General features: G+C 75.8%; 20 protein-coding genes. 16 read left to right on the top strand and 4 right to left on the bottom strand.

All coding sequences use genetic code 11. The features are described from left to right. Positions 1-416 precede the first annotated feature (416 nt). A complete protein-coding gene (locus AAFN69_RS34440; protein ID WP_347732884.1) occupies positions 417-1094 on the top strand; it encodes a hypothetical protein in 678 nt (225 codons plus the stop codon). Between the two features lie 88 nt (positions 1095-1182). Here AAFN69_RS34440 and AAFN69_RS34445 read toward each other — a convergent pair whose 3' ends face one another. Next, positions 1183-1848: a hypothetical protein gene (locus tag AAFN69_RS34445; protein WP_347732885.1), complete on the bottom strand. Its 666-nt coding sequence runs from the start codon at positions 1846-1848 to the stop codon at positions 1183-1185. 492 nt (positions 1849-2340) lie between these two features. On the opposite strand from AAFN69_RS34445, the gene AAFN69_RS34450 reads away from it, so the two are divergent. The 15 genes from AAFN69_RS34450 (at position 2341) to AAFN69_RS34520 (ending at position 11003) form a co-directional block, all read left to right on the top strand. Continuing rightward, positions 2341-2670: a hypothetical protein gene (locus tag AAFN69_RS34450; RefSeq protein WP_347732886.1), complete on the top strand. Its 330-nt coding sequence runs from the start codon at positions 2341-2343 to the stop codon at positions 2668-2670. A gap of 377 nt (positions 2671-3047) precedes the next feature. Continuing rightward, a complete protein-coding gene (locus tag AAFN69_RS34455; protein WP_347732887.1) occupies positions 3048-3218 on the top strand; it encodes a hypothetical protein in 171 nt (56 codons plus the stop codon). 114 nt (positions 3219-3332) lie between these two features. Next, positions 3333-3863 carry a hypothetical protein gene (locus AAFN69_RS34460; RefSeq protein WP_347732888.1) on the top strand — a complete coding sequence of 177 codons (531 nt, stop codon included), beginning with the start codon at positions 3333-3335 and terminating at the stop codon, positions 3861-3863. Positions 3864-4105: 242 nt separating this feature from the next. After that, a complete protein-coding gene (locus tag AAFN69_RS34465; protein ID WP_347732889.1) occupies positions 4106-4678 on the top strand; it encodes an LPD29 domain-containing protein in 573 nt (190 codons plus the stop codon). Between the two features lie 627 nt (positions 4679-5305). After that, complete coding sequence (locus AAFN69_RS34470) at positions 5306-5716, top strand: hypothetical protein (RefSeq protein WP_347732890.1); 411 nt, start codon at positions 5306-5308, stop codon at positions 5714-5716. Positions 5717-5778: 62 nt separating this feature from the next. Further along, positions 5779-6021 carry a hypothetical protein gene (locus AAFN69_RS34475; protein ID WP_347732891.1) on the top strand — a complete coding sequence of 81 codons (243 nt, stop codon included), beginning with the start codon at positions 5779-5781 and terminating at the stop codon, positions 6019-6021. A 117-nt stretch (positions 6022-6138) separates the two neighbouring features. After that, positions 6139-6447 (top strand): hypothetical protein, encoded by a 309-nt coding sequence (locus tag AAFN69_RS34480; RefSeq protein ID WP_347732892.1) that lies wholly within the window; start codon positions 6139-6141, stop codon positions 6445-6447. Between the two features lie 187 nt (positions 6448-6634). Next, positions 6635-6874, top strand: a complete 240-nt coding sequence (locus tag AAFN69_RS34485) for a hypothetical protein (RefSeq protein ID WP_347732893.1) — start codon at positions 6635-6637, stop codon at positions 6872-6874. A 90-nt stretch (positions 6875-6964) separates the two neighbouring features. After that, positions 6965-7663: a hypothetical protein gene (locus tag AAFN69_RS34490; protein WP_347732894.1), complete on the top strand. Its 699-nt coding sequence runs from the start codon at positions 6965-6967 to the stop codon at positions 7661-7663. A gap of 43 nt (positions 7664-7706) precedes the next feature. Continuing rightward, positions 7707-7877: a hypothetical protein gene (locus AAFN69_RS34495; protein WP_347732895.1), complete on the top strand. Its 171-nt coding sequence runs from the start codon at positions 7707-7709 to the stop codon at positions 7875-7877. Between the two features lie 656 nt (positions 7878-8533). Then, positions 8534-8932 carry a hypothetical protein gene (locus AAFN69_RS34500; RefSeq protein WP_347732896.1) on the top strand — a complete coding sequence of 133 codons (399 nt, stop codon included), beginning with the start codon at positions 8534-8536 and terminating at the stop codon, positions 8930-8932. 99 nt (positions 8933-9031) lie between these two features. After that, positions 9032-9232, top strand: coding sequence for a hypothetical protein (locus AAFN69_RS34505; protein ID WP_347732897.1), 201 nt, complete (start codon positions 9032-9034; stop codon positions 9230-9232). Positions 9233-9333: 101 nt separating this feature from the next. Then, positions 9334-9606, top strand: a complete 273-nt coding sequence (locus tag AAFN69_RS34510; RefSeq protein WP_347732898.1) for a hypothetical protein — start codon at positions 9334-9336, stop codon at positions 9604-9606. An 86-nt stretch (positions 9607-9692) separates the two neighbouring features. Further along, positions 9693-10058, top strand: a complete 366-nt coding sequence (locus AAFN69_RS34515) for a hypothetical protein (protein WP_347732899.1) — start codon at positions 9693-9695, stop codon at positions 10056-10058. A gap of 225 nt (positions 10059-10283) precedes the next feature. Continuing rightward, on the top strand, positions 10284-11003 hold the full coding sequence (locus AAFN69_RS34520) for a hypothetical protein (RefSeq protein WP_347732901.1): 720 nt from the start codon (positions 10284-10286) through the stop codon (positions 11001-11003). Between the two features lie 91 nt (positions 11004-11094). Here the strand turns inward: AAFN69_RS34520 and AAFN69_RS34525 are convergent, their stop codons facing one another. From AAFN69_RS34525 to AAFN69_RS34535, 3 genes are all read right to left on the bottom strand, one after another. Next, on the bottom strand, positions 11095-11904 hold the full coding sequence (locus tag AAFN69_RS34525) for a hypothetical protein (protein ID WP_347732902.1): 810 nt from the start codon (positions 11902-11904) through the stop codon (positions 11095-11097). Between the two features lie 556 nt (positions 11905-12460). Further along, on the bottom strand, positions 12461-13411 hold the full coding sequence (locus AAFN69_RS34530; protein ID WP_347732903.1) for a hypothetical protein: 951 nt from the start codon (positions 13409-13411) through the stop codon (positions 12461-12463). A 44-nt stretch (positions 13412-13455) separates the two neighbouring features. Further along, positions 13456-17091: a hypothetical protein gene (locus AAFN69_RS34535; RefSeq protein WP_347732911.1), complete on the bottom strand. Its 3636-nt coding sequence runs from the start codon at positions 17089-17091 to the stop codon at positions 13456-13458. Positions 17092-17430: the final 339 nt, after the last annotated feature.

The raw sequence follows: 17430 nt of genomic DNA on the forward strand, positions 1-17430 counted from the left end.
CCTCGGGGTGGCCGGGTGGGGCGCTGCGCGCCCTGGGGTTGGGGGGAGTGTTAACTCCTGCGCTGCGCTGCGGAGTTGTTGAGTATCGGTGTGAGGTTCGGGGGCTGTCGCCCCCTGGTGGGGGCGGGGCGCTGCGCGCCCTTTGGCCGGCGCTGCGCGCCGGCCGCTGGGGAGGGTCACTCCTCCGCTGGCGCTGCGGAGTTGCTCGGGGGTGGATGTATTTGCTTTCGTGAAAGGATTTGCGCTCTCCGGGGTTGGCTACTTTCTGTAACATTTGTTTTTGATCTTGAGGGTTCGGTGATTCGCCTGCCGGCCCGGTGACGTTGGTTCAGGTTTGTTGGGGGAAGGGCCCGTTCGCGTCCGTGTTCACCGTTAGGGTTCGGAGACTTGCAAGTTACAAAGGAGGCGCTCAGCCTATGGGGCGAGCAGCGAAGCATCCGATTACGGTCAGCGTGCGGCACGGGGTACGGGCGGGGTTGAAGGGGGTGTTGGAGGCGGAGAAGGCTCGGGGTGAGGTGCTGTCGTCGGCCCCTCGGTGGCAGACGTACGGGTTGCTGCGGGGCGAGGCGGCGCGAGTGCGGGCGGGGTGGCGGACGGAGGTTCAGCGGCTGCGCGGGGAGGGGCTGTTGCTGGACACGGTGGATGTGCTGGTGGGGTTCGGGGTTGGGGAGGAGCTGCGGGCGCGGGGGTGGGATCGGCGGTGGCCGGAGGCACCGGAGGAGGCGTGGGATCAGGGGCGGTGGCCGGGGTCGCGGGACGGTGGTTTCCCGGAGAAGGTTCCGGCCCGGCTGGGCGGTGCCCTGGTGGCGCGCGTGGTCGCGGCGTGCTGGGAGACGTCGAGAGAGGCGATCGAGGCGCTGCGGGCCTGGCGGGACGAGCACCCCGGGATCACGCCGCCCAGGGTGCGGGTGGACGAAGACGGCCGGGAGCAGCTCGTCGGGCCGCTCGCGGAGTACGAACGGCTGTCCGCTCTCGTGACCACCACCGGGGAGATCTGGCGTGCCGGCCTCCAGCGAGGTATCGACCGCGCCCGAGTCCTGGCCCTGGAGACAGCGGACGTTGCGGCAGGTCAGGCCGGGGACACCACCAGATGACCCGGGGGCCAGGACGCCCCTGCCCGGCGCGCCGGGTGCATGGCGGCGGGGGTCCGGCATCTGCCGGACCCCGGGGGGCCGTCGCGGGTCAGATCAGGGAGAGCCGCCGCATGCGGTACACCGTGGCGGGCGTGGCCGACGGGTGGGCGCTGGTGACGGTGCGGACGGCGGCGCGGCCCCCGTGCGACTTCAGGATCCGGTCGCTCGCGGACACCAGGGGCCAGGGGCCGTTCCACCAGGAGGCGTTGGGCGCGCACGCCAGGGTCAGCGTGTAGCGGCCGTCACCGCGCCGCACGGGGGTGAACCCGTGCTTCAGCTCGAACGAGTACCAGTAGGTCTCCCACGCCTCGGCGGGGTGCCCCTCGTACGGCTCGCGGACGATCTCGACATCCTCGCGCCCCAGCGCCCAGGTGATCCGGTGCGGCTTGTCACCGAGCCAGGCGAAGACGTCGGGGTCGGCGGACGTGACCGTCCAGACCTCCTCGTCTGTCCACGGGCCGCCGTCGGCCGCCGAAAGCTCCTTCGGGCCCACCCCGGTCACCACGGCCGTACGGGTGCCGTCCGCGTTCACCCGCAGCCACGCCCCGCCCGCCACCTCGGTGAAGCCCTCCCCCGGGGTCCACCGGCCCGGGGCGTCGCCGAACGCACCGGCGGGGAAGAGGTGTTCCACCTCGACGAGGTGAGTGAAGGACTCGGCACTGTCCGGGGTACGGCGGGCCGCGCTGATGATGTTGCGGGTGAGGCTGCGGTTCATGTCGGCACTCCCTGAAGTCCGTCCCTGTTGACTCTTAAGACTATACAGTCATGCGGGGCATCACGCAAGCCTTAAGAGTCAATAACGGGATGGGGTGCCGCCCCTCCTTCCGCTGCACCCGCCCGCCCCGGGGTCATCGCGGGCGGAACTCCGGCACCCCGGCCGGCGGCCCGGGGCCCCACGGCACCCTCACAGGCACCACGCCGTATCGCACCCCGGCCCCGGCGAGCAGTCGGAGCGCGACGGACGACCACGGCGACGACGAGGCGCCGGACGGGCGCAGGCCGGGGGCGCGGCCCGTACGGACGTCAACGGACCCCGGCGGGGCGGGTGCTGACGCCGGGCCTCGCACGGGCGCGCGTCCGCCATCCCGCCCCCGCCGTGGCGCAGCACACCGACACCCCCCATTGACTCTTAAGTCTTGCACTCCCTTTCAGTATTCTGTATAGTCTTAAGAGTCAACACGGCGAGACAGAGACCACTGGGGGCCTGATGTACGCGGACGAAAATGGCGGCGACGAACTCGAAGCGATCCACAACGCGCGCCTGGACGCCGACCTGGAGATGGCACAGATGAACGCCGACGCCGACGCCTGGCACGCCGTACGCGACCGCGGGTTCTGCAACCACGGCTCCGCCGTCGGCTACCGCAACCCGCCGGTGCACGAGGCCCAGAAGCCCCTCAAGCCCGGCCAGCTGGCCTGCACCGCCGGGTGCGGCACGATCTTCGCCGACGACGACGACTGGTACGCCCAGCTCGACAACCCGATGGACAACCCCGCCCCCCTGCCCGCCCGCACCCCGGCCCCGGCCGGAGCCTGAGCGCCCCTTCCCCGGGGCCGCTCCGGCGCACCCGGAGCGGCCCCGGGGAAGCCGGGCGCAGCAGCCGCCCCCCATCCCGCCCGGCCGGACACCGGCGGAAGTGCCCAGCCCCGACGCCCGGCCGGCGCACGGCAAAGCGCCGGGCGCGGGCCGGCACCCGGGACGACGGGCACCGCACGGGGGGGGCGGGGCGGGCGGCTGGCGCCCGGCCGCGGACAGGCGGGCACGCGGCCCCGCTCCCGCCGTGACGCGGCACCGGGGCCCCCTCTCGTTGACTCTTAAGACTTGCACTCCCTTTCGGCATTCTGTATAGTCTTAAGAGTCAGAAGGGGGCGGGGAAAGCCCCTCCCGCTCCGCCCGACCGGAAGGACCCGGACATGCTCAACACCTCCTCCCTCACCCCCGGCCAGCGCATCGTCTGGGGCTCCGGCAAGCTCCCCGGCGTCTACAACGGCCCCTCCCGCATCCCTGGCTTCGTCTCCGTCCGGCTCGACATGGACGCCTGCTCCATCGCCGTCGACGCCGACTCCATCGCCCCCGCCGAGTAGCCGCGAAGGCCCGGGGCGGGCGCGCCGAGCGCCCGCCCCGGCCAGCCCCGCGAAACGCATCTCCCCGACCGCCCCGGACGGCGTGCAACCGCCTCCCGCCCACCAGGAGTACCCGTGACGTCCACACCCCGCCCGGCCATCTGGCGCTTCGCCGACCACGACACCGTCCGCGACGGCGACGGCCGGACCTGGCACCGGGGCCTGCGGCACACCCAGCGGTGGGCCGTCCCCGGCGGCGACACCCCGGCCGGGAACGAGCTGGACGACGACGCCGTGCGCGGCCTGCTGGCCGACACCCGCGCCGCCTTCGCACCCGCCCGGCCCGACGCGTACAAGCCCCTGCCCGGCCGCCCGCTGACCGGCCCCGACGCGTTGCGCCTGCTCGACATCCGCCCGGCCACCGGCGCGACCCTCCACCGCTGCGCCCTCGACCGCACCAGCGCCTTCCTCGGCAGCACCACCGGCAGCCCCCGGACCCCCGCCCCGGGCCTGAGTCCCGCCGACGTACGCGCCTCCCTCCGGGGCACCGCACACCGCCACCGCGCCGCCCGCATCACCCTGGACCGCGTCCACGGCCGCATCCACGCCCGCTACGCCATCGCCGACACCCTCCACACCCACACCTACGTCCTCACCGCCCCCTGACCCCGGACACCCCCGGCGCGCACACGGAGGCGGACGCGGTCCGGGCGCAGCGGGGGACGGCCGCCGGAGCCGCCCAACAGGCCCGCGAATCCGGCCGGTCCGCCGGGGCAGGGCCGGCCTTCGCCCCGGGCGGGACTCCCCGACCACCCCATCATTGACTCTTAAGACTTGCATTAAAGTTCGCCCATCTGTATAGTCTTAAGAGTCAACAGGGCGCAGCGCCCCAACTTCCTGGAGGACCCGTGAACACCACCACCACCGCCGCCACCGCGTCCGCCTCCTACCTCGCACTGCGCCTGCCCGCCGGAACCGAAGTGACCTACCGCGGCACCCTGGAGGAGGCCCACGGCCGGTGGCTGGTCTCGCCCTGCAACTGCCGCCACTGCACCGCCTCCGCCCTCCTCGGCCGCCCGGCCCGCCGCTACGAACTGCTCGCCCTCGACGGCACCCCGAGCCCGTACCTCCACGTCCGCCACACCTCCGTCGTTCCCGTCGTCAGCGACGAGGAGCGCGCGTACGCCACCTCCTACCTGCCGCACAAGTTCGCCGCCGTCCACCTGCGCGCGCAGCTGCGGCGGGCTTTCCCCGGCGTGAAGTTCTCCGTCACCACCGGGCGCGGCACGAAGGACGGGGAGCTGTCCGTCACCTGGACCGGCGGCCCCGGCCGCACCGCCGTGAGCGCCGTCACCGCGCCCCTCCTCGGCACCTACGGCCGCTCCGGGAACCGCCGCGCCGCGCCCATCGCGGTCACCGTCGCCGGACAGGACCGCTGGGGCACGCCAATGCTCGCCGCGATCACCCTCAACCGCGCCTGAACCACCCCCTCGACACCCCGCCCGGGGCGCGGCCGGACCGCGCCCCGGCGCCCCTCCCCGACAAGGGGCAGAACGGCTCCGCGCGACGCTCGGACGGCTTCCCGCACCGGCACCGCGGCGGCGGCACGACCGCCGTGATGCGCTTCCCCGCCGGGGCCCTCGGCGGATCGGCGCCCGGCGCGGGCGGGTCGGGCGGCGCGACGGCCGAGATACACGGCCCCGCTCCCGCTGGAGGACCGCCGGGGCGCGCACCGCGGACTGAGGCGGCCGACGGCGGGGCAACCGCTCACCCGGCCGGAGCACCGTACAAACGCCTTCACCTCCGGGCCGGAAGGGGGACACCGCGCGGTGGACAGCCTGCCTTCCCCCGCCGCGCGATCCCCGAATGTCGCGGCCGGGACCGCGGGCAACACCTGAACCCGGGGTGGGAGCCGGCCCGGACGCCGCCGGGGGAGCGCCCGTGTCCGAGCGGGCACCCGAAACACCACATCGACTCTTAAGGCTTGCATCTTTTCCCTTCCTGCTGTATAGTCTTAAGAGTCAAGAGGGCGGGGACGGTACACCCCGCACAGCCCCTCACCCGCCGACCGGCAGAGCCGGAGGCACCCCGACCCCAAGGAGCACCCGATGGCCCGCACCAAGCCCACCGGCCCGATCGACGCCGCCGAGCTCGTGAAGCAGCTGAACGCTGCGCGCGACTCCCTCGCCCAGGACGCCGACAAGGACTACTACCCGCGCCATCACGACGAGCGCGGCGCGATCGACAGCGCCATCGACGACCTCGTCGACTGGGTCCGCGCGCACCAGGACCCGGCCGAGCTGGCCGGGCTGGTCAAGCCCTTCTCCGACCCGGACCTTGAGCCCGGCGACCTCATCCTCATCAACGACCGGCCCGCGACGGTCCGCGAGATCCGCTTCCGCGGGCCCCGCGCCCACCAGGACTCCGGGCTTCCGCAGCACCGGCCCGCCATGGAGATCGTCACCGGCCGGGGCAGCCAGTGGCACACCCTCGCCCCGCAGGCACCCCGGGCCGCCTGACCCGGCGGTACCGCCCGCCCTCCCCCGGCGACCACGCCCCGCACCCGCAACGGAGGTTCCCCATGGACACCATGAGCTTCGCCGCCCTCGCCCTCTACCTCTCGATGCACGGAACCGGCGATCTCGTCACTCCGTACGAGGTGCAGGAGATCCGCGCGCAGGCCGTGAAGCAGTACGGCTTCGACGGTCTGCGCGCCGAAGCCTTCAAGCGCGCCATCTTCTCGTGCACCGCCGAGCCGGACGCCTACGTCGACCGGTGCGACTGGGTACGGGCGACCGCCGGCTTCGTCGAGGCGGCACCATAGGGCGGGCGCCGCGGCCGGCGCGGGCCCAGAGGGCCGCACGAGCCCGGGGCGCGGCGACGTCCGACAGGATGTGAGGAGCCCGGCGGCGAAAGCCGGCGCGATCCGGAGGAGGAAGCGATGAACGACGACGAGCCCACACGCTGCGGCGTCTGCCTCAGCGAGGTCGCGCCGCGCAAGGACGGCACCATCCGGCGTCACGGAGCATGCGAAGGGGCGGGCCGGCGGCCGCTGATGACGCAGTACGGGGTCCGCTGGATCCCGGCCGGCCCCGTGTTCGCGTACGGGTCACGGAGCGAGGCTGTGCGGGAGATGGAGGCGCGGGGCCGGGGCGCCCTGGTGTTCCAGCAGGGGATCCCGGGAACGCCCGAGGCCCAGTGGACCCCCTGGGCCCCGGTGGACACCGGCATCCCCGTGCGGGAGCGGTGAACGGGCCGCGCGGCAGCGGGCCCAAAAGCGCAGCCGGGCGCCCGGCAATGGCCGCCACGAGGGCGCACCGCACCTCCAATCGTCTCTTAAGCCTTGCATTACTACCCCTCTTCCTGTATAGTCTTAAGAGTCAACAATTTGGCGGGGTCGACGCCCCTCAAGCCGCCCCGCGCCTCCGAGGTGACCCATGCTGAACCCCGGCCCCAACTTCCGCCGGATCACCTGCCCCCAGTGCCGGAAGGGCACGATCGTCCTCGCCTCCACCACGGCGCGGTTCCAGTGCAGCCGCCTGCGCCAGGAGGCCGACGGCTTCAGGAGCGGCCACTGCGGCTTCGCGACGCGCGACCGCGCCGAGATCCCCGTCGAGCCCGGCGAGCGGGTCACCGTCGTGGACTTCACGCCCTTCGCCAAGCTCACCACCCCCTGACGGTGACCGCGCGGACGGCCGGTCCGCGCCCCGGCCCGCGTTCCGGGGCCGCATCCCGACCGCCTGCAAGCCATAAGAGACAGTGGAGCCATGGACACCCCTGCCCCCGGCATCGACCTGACCCGGCGCACCGAGCCGCTCAGCCTCAGCGACATCAGCCGCGCCTTCGGGCTCAGCCGCAGCGCCGCCCAGAAGTGGCACAAGCCCCCCGCCCAGGCCGCCACCGGCAACAAGCCCCCCGCCCACAAACCCGCCCTGCACGCCGTCGCCGAAGCCATCGGCGTCCCGCTCGGCCCGGACGTCCTCGACAGCACCCGGCCCCTGTACCCGGCGGCCGTCGTCATCGCCCTGGGCAAGGCCCTGGGATACCTCGACCGCCACGGCCGTCTCATCGAGGAGAACCGGGACAAGGGCAGGGGACGCTGGCTCCCCGCAGACCCCACCACCGACCCCGCCACCAGGAAGAAGCGCTACTACATCAACCACGTGGCCGCCGCACTGGGCGTCACCAACCAAGCCGTCGAGATGGGCCTGACCCGCGAACTGCCCGGCTACCCCAAGCCCGACGGCACCGACGAGATGGGGCGCAGCTTCTGGTGGTCGCCCCCCGCGCAGCTCACCGCCGGTGAGGCCCGTACCAGCCCCCGGGCACTGCTCGCCGAGATCCGCGCCTGGCTCGCCGGCAGGAACGACATCGCCCGCGCCTGGACCGTCCCCGGCACCACCGCCGTGGGCATCGAACTCACCGACGGCACCACGCACACCCTCACCCTCGGCCCCGGAGCCTGAAGCCGGGCCCGCCGGTGGCGCCCCGCCTCGAACGAAAGGCCCCATGCCCGTGATCCGTCCGGCCGCTCCCGCGTCCTGCCGCCACTGCGGCATCGAGCAGCGCAGCCACTACCAGCAGTGGACCGACGGCCCCGGCTGGCACAAGTGGACGGCCCCCGCCCAGGACCTCATCAAGGCCCGCATGCTCGCCCGCCGCGCGGCCCGTACCGCCTGACCCCCGCCCCCGCCCGCCGGAAACCCCGCGGGCGGGGGCGGCGGTTGAAACCTCGGCCACCGAGCGCCTGGACCACCTCGCCGCCCACCTGGGCCGCGAACTCGCAAGCGGTGGCCAGTCGGTGGGCCTGAGCGGCGCCGACCGGGCCTCGCCCAGCGCTGCGGGCGGCGACCAGGAGCAGCGGCAGCACCTCGTCGAGCCGCGTGTGGGCACCGGCTGACAGCTCCGGCACGGGCGCGGCGAAGGCGCCCGCCGCCAGTACGCTCCGTCGGTTTACGCCCGGGCCTCCTTCCCCTCCTGGCTCAGCGGCGCGACGTCGCAACGGCCGGGCAGTGCGGAGCAAGGCTCACAGCGTCGGCCGCGTGCGCCCCGCTGCGGCGCTCCAGCCGCGCCCGGGTCCGGCTCAACGGGTCGTTTTCGCATTTCAGAGGGGGGCACCAGGGGTGGCGGAGGAGGGGGCCTGCGGCCATGAGCTGTTCGGCCTGCCCGCCGGGCGGGCGCCGCATGGCGAAGCGGCTCAACCAGGAAAGAGTGACACATAAAACTTGACTTCAACGACAACTTGAAGGTAGACTAATGAACATGTGGCGGGGGTGTCCGGCCCGAGCGCCGCCCCGACCCGACCGCCGCGAAGCGGCTATCCCCCGGAGGTTCCCGTGCCCCTGTTCCCCCAGGCCGAGATCGACGCCGCGCGCGAGCGCGAAGCCGCGCGCGACGCCTCCCTGCGCGCCACCACCGCCGGTGAGCTGCGCGCCTGGCTCACCGCCCAGGACGACGTCGCCGACGCCGTGATCCGCCCCGACGCCCCCGGCACCGTCGCCGTACAGCTGGCCGACGGTCTGCTGGCGGCCGTCACCGTCTCCACCGGCGACGTCCTCCCGCCCGCCGCCGCTCCCTTCACTGCGGCGCACCAGGCGTTCGCCGAGCGGATCCGTACCTGGCTCACCGGCGAGCCGGGCATCCGCCAGACCTGGCCCGTCCCCCGCACCGCCGCCCTCGGCGTCGAGCTCGAAGACGGCACCGACTTCACCATCGCCGTCAGCCCCCGCACCTGAGCCGCCAGGAGGCCCTCTCCCGGCACCGCCGGAGCACGACGACCCGCACACCATCCCGCCGGTGACGTCCCCTCACCCCACCCGAGAAAGGGGCGCAGCATGAGGTCCGCACCCGTACCGCACACCGGCCGCAAGCACTTCAAGTGGCGCAAGTACCGCCACGCCCGGACCGGGACGGTGGGCAGCAAGGTGCTCTCCCACCGTTACGGCGACGAGGGCGAGAAGGGCCCCAAGCACCGCCGCCAGATCCGCCGCCGCGAGGAGCGCCTCTGGCGCCGCGCAATGGCCGTCGCCGCCTGACCGACCCCCCGGCACGGCGCACGCCGCGCCCCGCCCGCCCGTCCGTCCGGCCGGCCGGCCGGGCCTCGGCGCCACCCCGCACAGAACCGGAGCACCACTTGATGGACACCACCGCCCCGAAGCCCGACACCGCCGCCCTCTGGCAGAACCTCGCGGACGCCCTGAACGCTCTCGCCGCCGCCGGCCTCCACCCCGACTTCCACGACCGCTACGGCACCGACACCAACTGGCAGCACCAGCCGTACGCCTCCGGCAACTTCGGCGACAGCCCGTGGGTGGTCTACGACCTGCGCGAGCGCGAGTACACGGTCACGACGCGCGAACGCACCCTCGCCGGGGAGCACTCCCGGCCCCGCCGCCGCAAGCGCCGCTGACCCCCACCACGCCCCGGCCGCTCGACCGGGCCCGGCCTGGCGGGCACCCGCACCGACTCCACCAACGCCTCCAGGAGCCGCCCCGCATGGGCCCGTACGCCAGCCCCAACCAGCCCCGCCGCACCTCCGCCACCGACACCCTGCGCGCCCTCGTCCCCGACGACGCCGACGTGATCCGCGTGCGCGCCGCCACCCCGACCGCCGCCACCAACTGGACGTGGACGCAGGCCGAGGTGCTCGGCGCCTACCAGTGGCCGCCCCACCCCGGCGAACCGCTCCGGCCCCTCGACGGCACCGCCGACGACAGCACACACGCCGGCCTGACCGTCTGCGAGTTCCTCACCACCCACCAGCACGCGGGCAACGTCCGCCTCGTGCGCGCCGGCGACGCCACGTACACGTTCAGCATCCGCCTCACCCGCCCCCGCTGGGAGGACTGGGACGAGGCGTGAGCACCCCCTCGCCCGGCCCCGGGCGCACCGCCCCGGGCCGGGCGGTCGCTACGATGACCGTGCACCAAGGGCAACCGCGCCGCGCCCGGTCCACCACCACCTCGACGCCCACACCGTCGCCAGGGGACCAAGATGTCTGAGACTCGCGCGAAAAGGCTCCGCCATGCCCTCCTTCCTGGACGGCCGGCGCGTGTGGGGCAGCAGGCCGGACAAGGACGAGACGACATGACCCACCGCCACAACCGGGAGCAGAGCCGCGCCGTACGCGCGTACAAGCGGACCCACCCCAACGTCACACTGGAGCAGGCCCGGCGTGCCGTCTCCGACCGCGCCGGGCGACAGCCCGGCCTCCCTGCCAGGATCCCCGCCGCTCCCCTGCCCCGCCCCGGCGAGCGGCTCGACGGCTACGTGAAGCGCGTCGCCGCGGCGGTCGGCGTCCAGCGGCACAAGGCCATGGAACTCCTCGGCCTCGAACCCGGCACCTCCGCCGGCCAGCGCCTGGACCACCTCGCCGCCGGCCTGCCCGACCACACCGTCCGGGCCCTCGTCGCGGCCACCGGCATGATCCCGGATCAGGCCCGCGCCCTGACCGCCCCGCTCACCGCCGCCGACCGGATCCCGGACCTCGAGAACCTGGCGCGGCAGCTGCTGCAGGAGAAGCACATCCGGCCCGGGGGCGCGGGCAAGACCTCAACCCGCGGGCTGTCGGCGGCCCTGACGCTCGTCCTCGCCCAGCGGGCGGGCATGATCGACCTGGAGGAGCTGGAGGGGCCCGGACCGGAGCTGGCCCGGCTCCTGGCCGCGGCCGACGGACCGCGGCCCCTCCTGACCGACACCGACCCTCCCGCCACGCTGGCGCCCCTGCTCCTGGGCGACACCTCCTCCCCCTTCATCGGGCAGCCGCTGCTGGCGCCGTACCCCGACGACCTGCCGGAAGACGAGTAGAGCGCGGCACCGGACAGGGCAACGACCGGCGCCGCCGGCCCGGCCCCGGCCGGCGGCGTACGGAGGGAGCGCCCCGGGGCGTGCCGGCGGTTCAGCCGGCTGCGGCGTCTTCCGCTGCGGGGCCGGCGCCCTCCTGCTCCACGGCGGCGGGCGCCACTTCCTCGGCGATCTGCTCCAGCGCCTCGTACAGGGCGCGGGCCCGGGCGCTGCGCGGGCTGCCGAAGTCCTCCCGGGAGGCGGTGAGCAGCAGGTGCCAGTGCGCGCCGGTCACCCGCATCCGGCCGGCCGCCCGTACCGCGGCCAGCAGGCGCCGGCTGTCCTTCTCCTTCAGCCTGCCCTGCACGGGCGTCACCAGCTGGTGCGCGGGACCCCGCAGCTGCTGGCGCAGATGCAGCGGTACCGCCTCCCACGACGGGTCGTCCGCCCCGGGCAGCGGCCGGCCCTGCGCGGCGCCGGCCTCGGCCGGCACCGGCACCGGCGCCGCGGTGCCGGCCGCCGCGAGAGCCGCTCGCCGGGGACGGGCCGACCCGGACGGCGTCGCGGACTCCTGCTCCACCGGCTCCGGCTCGGCGGGCTGCCGCTCATCGGCCGGGGCGTCGGCGGTGCAGGTGCCGGCGCGGGTGTGGGCGGCCAGGTTGGCCGGCGGCCCGGCGTACGCACAGCCGGCGCACCGCACCCAGCCCGCCTCCTCGACGGCCTTCTGCACCACCGAGCGCTCCGGGCCGAACCCGGCCTCCGCCAGCCGCTGCGGCAGGCTCAGTCCGCCTTCCACGGCGCGCAGGGCCGCGGCCGCCGTGATGTCGTGCCCCCGCACGAACCACCGGCCGATCTCCGCCTCCCCGCCGCACCCGCAGAAACAGTCCCCCGTCGGCACCAGCCGAATTTTCGTCGTGTCGGTCACGATCCCGGACCCTAGCGGCTCCACAAGCCCCAGGCAGAGCGATCCACACCCTCGACCGCAATCGGCCGAAGGCGACCACCAGACAATCACGCATGATCGGCACGCCCTTACTGCACGCCTGTCTGGCATGACAGGCAAGCGTGACAGAACAGCGCGCTATGAGAGCGCGCTATGCCAGCGTGACCAGCTAGTTAGCTGACTGGGCGAGCTGCAACAGCAGACCGTGGCGGCCCGCCCGGCACCCGAGCTCCGGCTGCGCGCCGAGACGGCTCGGCCCTCCGGCGAGCTCCGGCCTCACGGCATGGTGGCGTCTCACGCAGCGAGGAAGGGGCCCGCGGTCCACGTCCGGCCGGCACCGGCCGGCACACCGCAGTTCCTCCACCGTTGCCGGCGTCCGGCCGGCCCGCGGGACGGGAAGCGGGCCGGCCGGGCAGGTGAGGGCCCGGCAAGACGGCGGAACAGCAGGGCGGAAAGCTCCCGCGCCGGGGGCCGTGACCCCACGCCCGGCTCATCGTTGACGGTACGCAGCCGTGCATACCGCCCGACGGCGGCACGGCTACCCCTCGTAGACGTGGCGCAGGACGACGGTGCGGCGCACGCCGGCCTCCAGCAGGGCCTGGGACCGGTGCTGGCCGTTGATGTAGCCGGTCTCGCTGTCGGGCTGGATCGCGTCCGCGATGCTGAACAAGGTGGCCAGCGCCTCGGTCTCCCAGCCGGTGGCGCCGGCCGCGGCCGCGTGGGCCACGGCGAACTCCTCCATGCCGTCGGCCTCCACTCCCTGCGCGCGGGCCCGTTTCAGGACGTCGAGCGCCATCGCGCTGACCGTGTGCCAGTCGCCGCCGTGGTACCAGCAGCAGGTACGGGCACCGCGGCGCGGCAGAACCTGACGCGTCCAGCGCCGCCGCCACCGCACCCCGGCCGGCATACAGCCGGGCTCGCGGAACGGACGGGGGCGGCCGAGGCGGACCACCGCGAACTCCTCGAACACCAGCCGGGGTTCGGGCTCGGCGGGGCGCGGCACGTAGCCGGCGCCGCGGCCGGCGGCGACCTCGGCGCCGACCAGGTCCCGCAGCTCCTCGTGGGTGATCGCCCTCCAGCGCGGGCCGTACGGCCGGTAGCCGTCGGCGCCGGCGAACACCACCCGCCGGAAACGGGTCTCCTGCCGCGACCCTTCCCACCACTGCTGCCGCTCCACCCACACCGGCGGCACCTCCTCGTCCGGGCAGTGCCGCTCCCACACCGCGCCCGCGTACCGCTCCGCCCCGTTCGTCAGCCCCATTCCCTCCTTGCCGGCGATCTGCGTCGCCACCGCGACCGGGCGCGCACCGGCCGCGGTGAACAGCTGCAGCCGGAACGTGCCCGGCAGCCCGGGGGCGGTGAACATGGGCTCGTCCACAGTGCGTTGGCGCACAGCCCCCAGCGCGCGCAGCTCGTCCCGTCCACCGGAACGGCCATCGGGGCGCGGCGCCGGCCTGGGCGCGGGGTCGGCAGGGAGGTCATCGGTCATCCCCCGATCATTCCCGACCCGGCCGACACGCGGGGCCGGACCGGTCAGCCGGCCGTCGACGGCGCCCGGGCCAGGTCCACCTCGCCGGCTTCGATCAGGGCGCGGCGCAGCTGCGCGGTCCCGGCCGGCCGGGCGGGCGCGGGCAGGGCCTCGGCGGCCCGGAGCAGGGCGCGGGCGTGGCGGCGGACGTCGCCGTCGCCGTACGCGCCTTCGGGGGCGAGGCGGGTGAGCAGGTGCGCGGCCAGGTGCACGGCGTCGGCGCTGCCCGGGTGGGCGGCGGCGCGTTCGGCGACCCGGCCGGCGTCCTTCTGGGCCGGGGTGTGGGCGGCGCTGCGCCGGGCCAGGGGGAGCCACACCCCGTCCGGCAGCGCGCAGTGCGCGAAGCCGCCGGCGCCCGCGAGCGCGCCGGGCGGCAGATCGGCCTCCAGAGCGGCGGTCCACCACACCCGCTCGGTGTCCACCGCGGTCCGGACGGCCGGCCTCATCGAGGTGACGAGGGCGAGGTACCCGAGGAAGCCGGAGGCGGCCTCGGCGCCGCCCGGGCCGGCCGCCAACTCCCTCCAGGCGTCCGCGGGGTGGCCGAGCAGGCCGTCGTGGCCGGTCAGCAGCGCGTAGACCACGCGGAAGGCGATGGCGCCGGCGGGTTCTTCGCGCAGGGTGGCCAGGAGCCGGCGGCGGTCCAGGGCGGCGAGCAGCAGCGGATCGAGGCCGGGGCCGCGGCGGTCGTGCAGCCACGCGGCGGCCGGCGACGGCCGGCCGGGGACGAGCGCGTACAGCTCGGCGTGGTGGGCGGCGGTGAAGGCTGTGGCGCGGCGGTACAGGACCGGGAGGTGCGTGCCGAGCACGGCGGCGACCGCCTCGTCGCCGCCGCGGGCGGCCAGGACGCCGGCCGCCAGGTCCAGGACATCTCCGGGCATCTGGCCGTCCCGGGGCGCCCGGCCAGCGGCGTGGTCCAGGAGACAGTCCAGCGCGCGCACCGCCGGGTGGGACTCCGCCAAGCCCGCGGGCAGCTCCCGTTCCTCCCCCGCCCGGCCAGCGGACGGGCCGGCGGCGGGCGTTGCGTCGGGCGTCGGGCCGGCGGGGCGGGTGAGCGGCTCGGCAAGGGTACGCAGCCGGTCCAGGACGGCCGGCAGGGCGCCGCCGAGGCCGCCGCCGGTGCGCCACACGAAGGCCAGCAGGCCGGACCAAGCCCGGCCGGCGCAGTCGGCCGCGTCGGGGACGTGCGGGTCGGCGGGAGCGGGCAGGGCGCGGCTGAGGTCGAGGGCGGCGAGCACGGCCCCGGCGGGGCCGGCGGGGAAGGCCCCGGGATGGTGCACGACGGCCGCGGCGGCGGCGAGGTAGTACGCGCCGAGCTCCGGGCGGGCGAGGGCGGCGAGCTGGGCGGGGACGTCGGCGGTCCAGGCGCCGGGGTCGGCCGCCACCAGGCGCCGCAGGACGGTCGCGTAGCCGGGGGTGCCCGCGTCCGGGGCTCCGGCCAGGGCGGCCGCGGCGGCGGGCGGGCCGGCCGTGGCGGCGAGCTCCCGCAGGTCCTCCAGCGCGATGGCGGTGTGGTGGCGCGGCTGCGGGCGGACGGCGGCCCTCGGGTCGGGCGGGCCGCCCGGCCGGGCCCGGCGCAGCGCGGCCAGCAGCGGGCCGAAGCCGTCGAGCAGCGGCGCGGGCAGGACCGGCGACCAGGCCCACACCCGCAGCCAGGACGCGGGCGGCTCCACGGCCTCACCGGGGCGGGCGCCCTGCTCGCCCTGGTCGAGTTGGTCGGGTGGGGTCGGCAGCAGTTCGTCGACGGCCGCGGGGGACGGCGCCGGGCCGAGCGCGGCCCGTGCCCGCTCCTGGAGGCCGGCGGCCCGCCCGGGCGGGCAGGTGTCCAGCACCAGAGCGGCCAGCCGGGCGCCCTCCGGCGAGGGGCGGCCGGCCAGCAGCCGCACCGTGGCCTCGGTGGCCCGGTCCCACCACTCCCCCGCAGCAGCTTCGGCGGCGGTGCCGGCGGCGGGCGGCGGGTGCGCGGCCAGGTGGGCGGCGAGCAGCCGGTCGTGCAGAGCGGCGTCGGCCTGTTCGATGCGCGGCCACGCCCGCAGCCGTACGGCCGGCGGCAGGCCGGCCGCGGCGTCCGCCGCGGCGAGGTCGAGGACAGCGCGGGCCAGCAGCGGGCCCATGTCCAGGACCGGGCCCAGGAAGAGCGTCTCGTCAAGGACGCGGACCTCGTCCAGGTCGACAAACTGCGGCCAGGGCCGTCTGCCCGGCGCGGCGATGTCGCGGCGCAGCAGGCCCGCCAGAGCGCCGCGGACCGGGCGGTCCCAGCGGAACGGCACGCCACCGTCGCCGGCGTGGACGGTCACCACCAGTTCGCGCAGCAGGCCGGTGATGTCGTGTGCGGGAAGGCGGGCCGCCCACTCCCGCCGGAGGACCTCGGTCAGCTCGGGCGGCGGCCGCTGCCCGGTGTGTGCGCGCCGGCGCTCGTCCCGGTAGGCCCGGTAGCCGGCGTGTCCGAGGTCGGCGGCGTCCTTCAGCAGTTCCTCGGCGACCAGGACCCAGTCCCTGTCCCGTGCGGGTACCGGGAGGGTGCCCGCCCAGGCGGCCACGAGCCGGCGCGGCACGTCCGCGTGCTCGGCCTGCTCCCCCGCGGGGGCCGGAAGCAGGACGTGCGGGAGCAGTTGCCGCACCCCGGCCGGGGAGAGGGCGCCGGCGTCGGCCAGGCGCAGCAGCGCGCCCAGCACGCGGGGACCGGCCGGGGCGAGGGCGGCGGCGTGGCCGGCCAGCCACTCCCGGGCGCTGTGGGGGTCGGCGGCGGCCAGGTGCTCAAGGAACGGGGCCGCCGGCCAGACGCCGGCCGCCGTATCGGCCAGCAGCAGATGCGGCGCGTGCTCCTCAAGGGCCGTCAGCCAGGCCGCGGCCGGGCCGGAGCCGAAGAAGAACCCGGTGGCGCGCGGGTCCGCCCAGCCGGCCAGCTCCCGCGCCTCGGCCGCGCCCGGCGCCTGCCGCGCGGCCAGTTCGAGGACCCGCGCGGCGCGGCCGGGCAGCGGCACCAGCAACTCCCGCGCCAGCGCCAGCACCTCCCGGTAGACGGCGGCCGCGCCGGCCGGATCGGCTTCCCCTCCGTGGAGCGTGCCCGACGTCCTCCCGTACACCTCGCCCCAGCCGTCCAGTGCCCGCTCCTGCGCGCCACCGAGCTCTACGCCCATGAGCCGCCCGGCGATCCCCGCGGCCCGGGCCCGGTGGAAGCCCCCCGGGCGCGCGAGCTGACCGCGCAGCACCTCGGCGGCGGCCCGGACCCGGACCAGCCCGGCGCCCGGATCCGCCGGTGCGGCGTCCGCGGCCTGTCGCGGAGCCGGCGCGCCGCCGGGCGGTCCCCCCGCGGCGGCGGGCTCGTCGGTCGGCGGCGCGGTGGCAGGCGGGTCGGGGAGTGCGTCCACCGCAGCCAGCAGGTCCTTCGCCGCGGACTTCAGGCCCACCGCGTCCGGGGCGCCCGGCAGGCTCAGCAGCGCGTCCGCCGCGCCCCGAAGACAGGACTCCGCGACCTCCGCCGGCCGCTCCAGCCCGCTCCCCGCCAGAACCCGGTGCGCGTCCCGCAGCAGACCCAGCGCCCGCACACCCGCAGCGCCCTGCGCGCGCAGGGCGGCGGCCAGGACCTCGTCGACCACCGGCAGGTGTGCCGCGGGCAGTTCGCCGCCGGCCGGCGGCATCATGATGCTCACCGGTGCACCGTAGAGCCCCGCGGGCGGGTCCCGGACCGGAACCAGCCGGCCCGGCCACCGACCCGCGGCCGCAGTGGCATCCAGCAGCGCGGAGACGGGCGTCGACGCCGTCGTCTTCCCCCGGCGGCCGCCACCGCGAGGAGGCGTACGGGCGGCCCGCTCGCTGTTCAACGTCCGCGCGTACACCAGCGGCGGCGTTCCGGTGGGCATGAGGCACCGCCGGCACGGAACGGCCCAGGCACCGTGCGGTACCGGTGCCGGCGGGCTCCCGGGCCCTGAGCACCGCAGTGCCCGCCGTCACCGGCAGCAGCCGAAGCCGGACCCGCCGCC

The sequence above is a fragment of the Streptomyces sp. CAU 1734 genome, from assembly GCF_039888735.1.
In the GTDB taxonomy this organism is placed as follows: domain Bacteria; phylum Actinomycetota; class Actinomycetes; order Streptomycetales; family Streptomycetaceae; genus Streptomyces.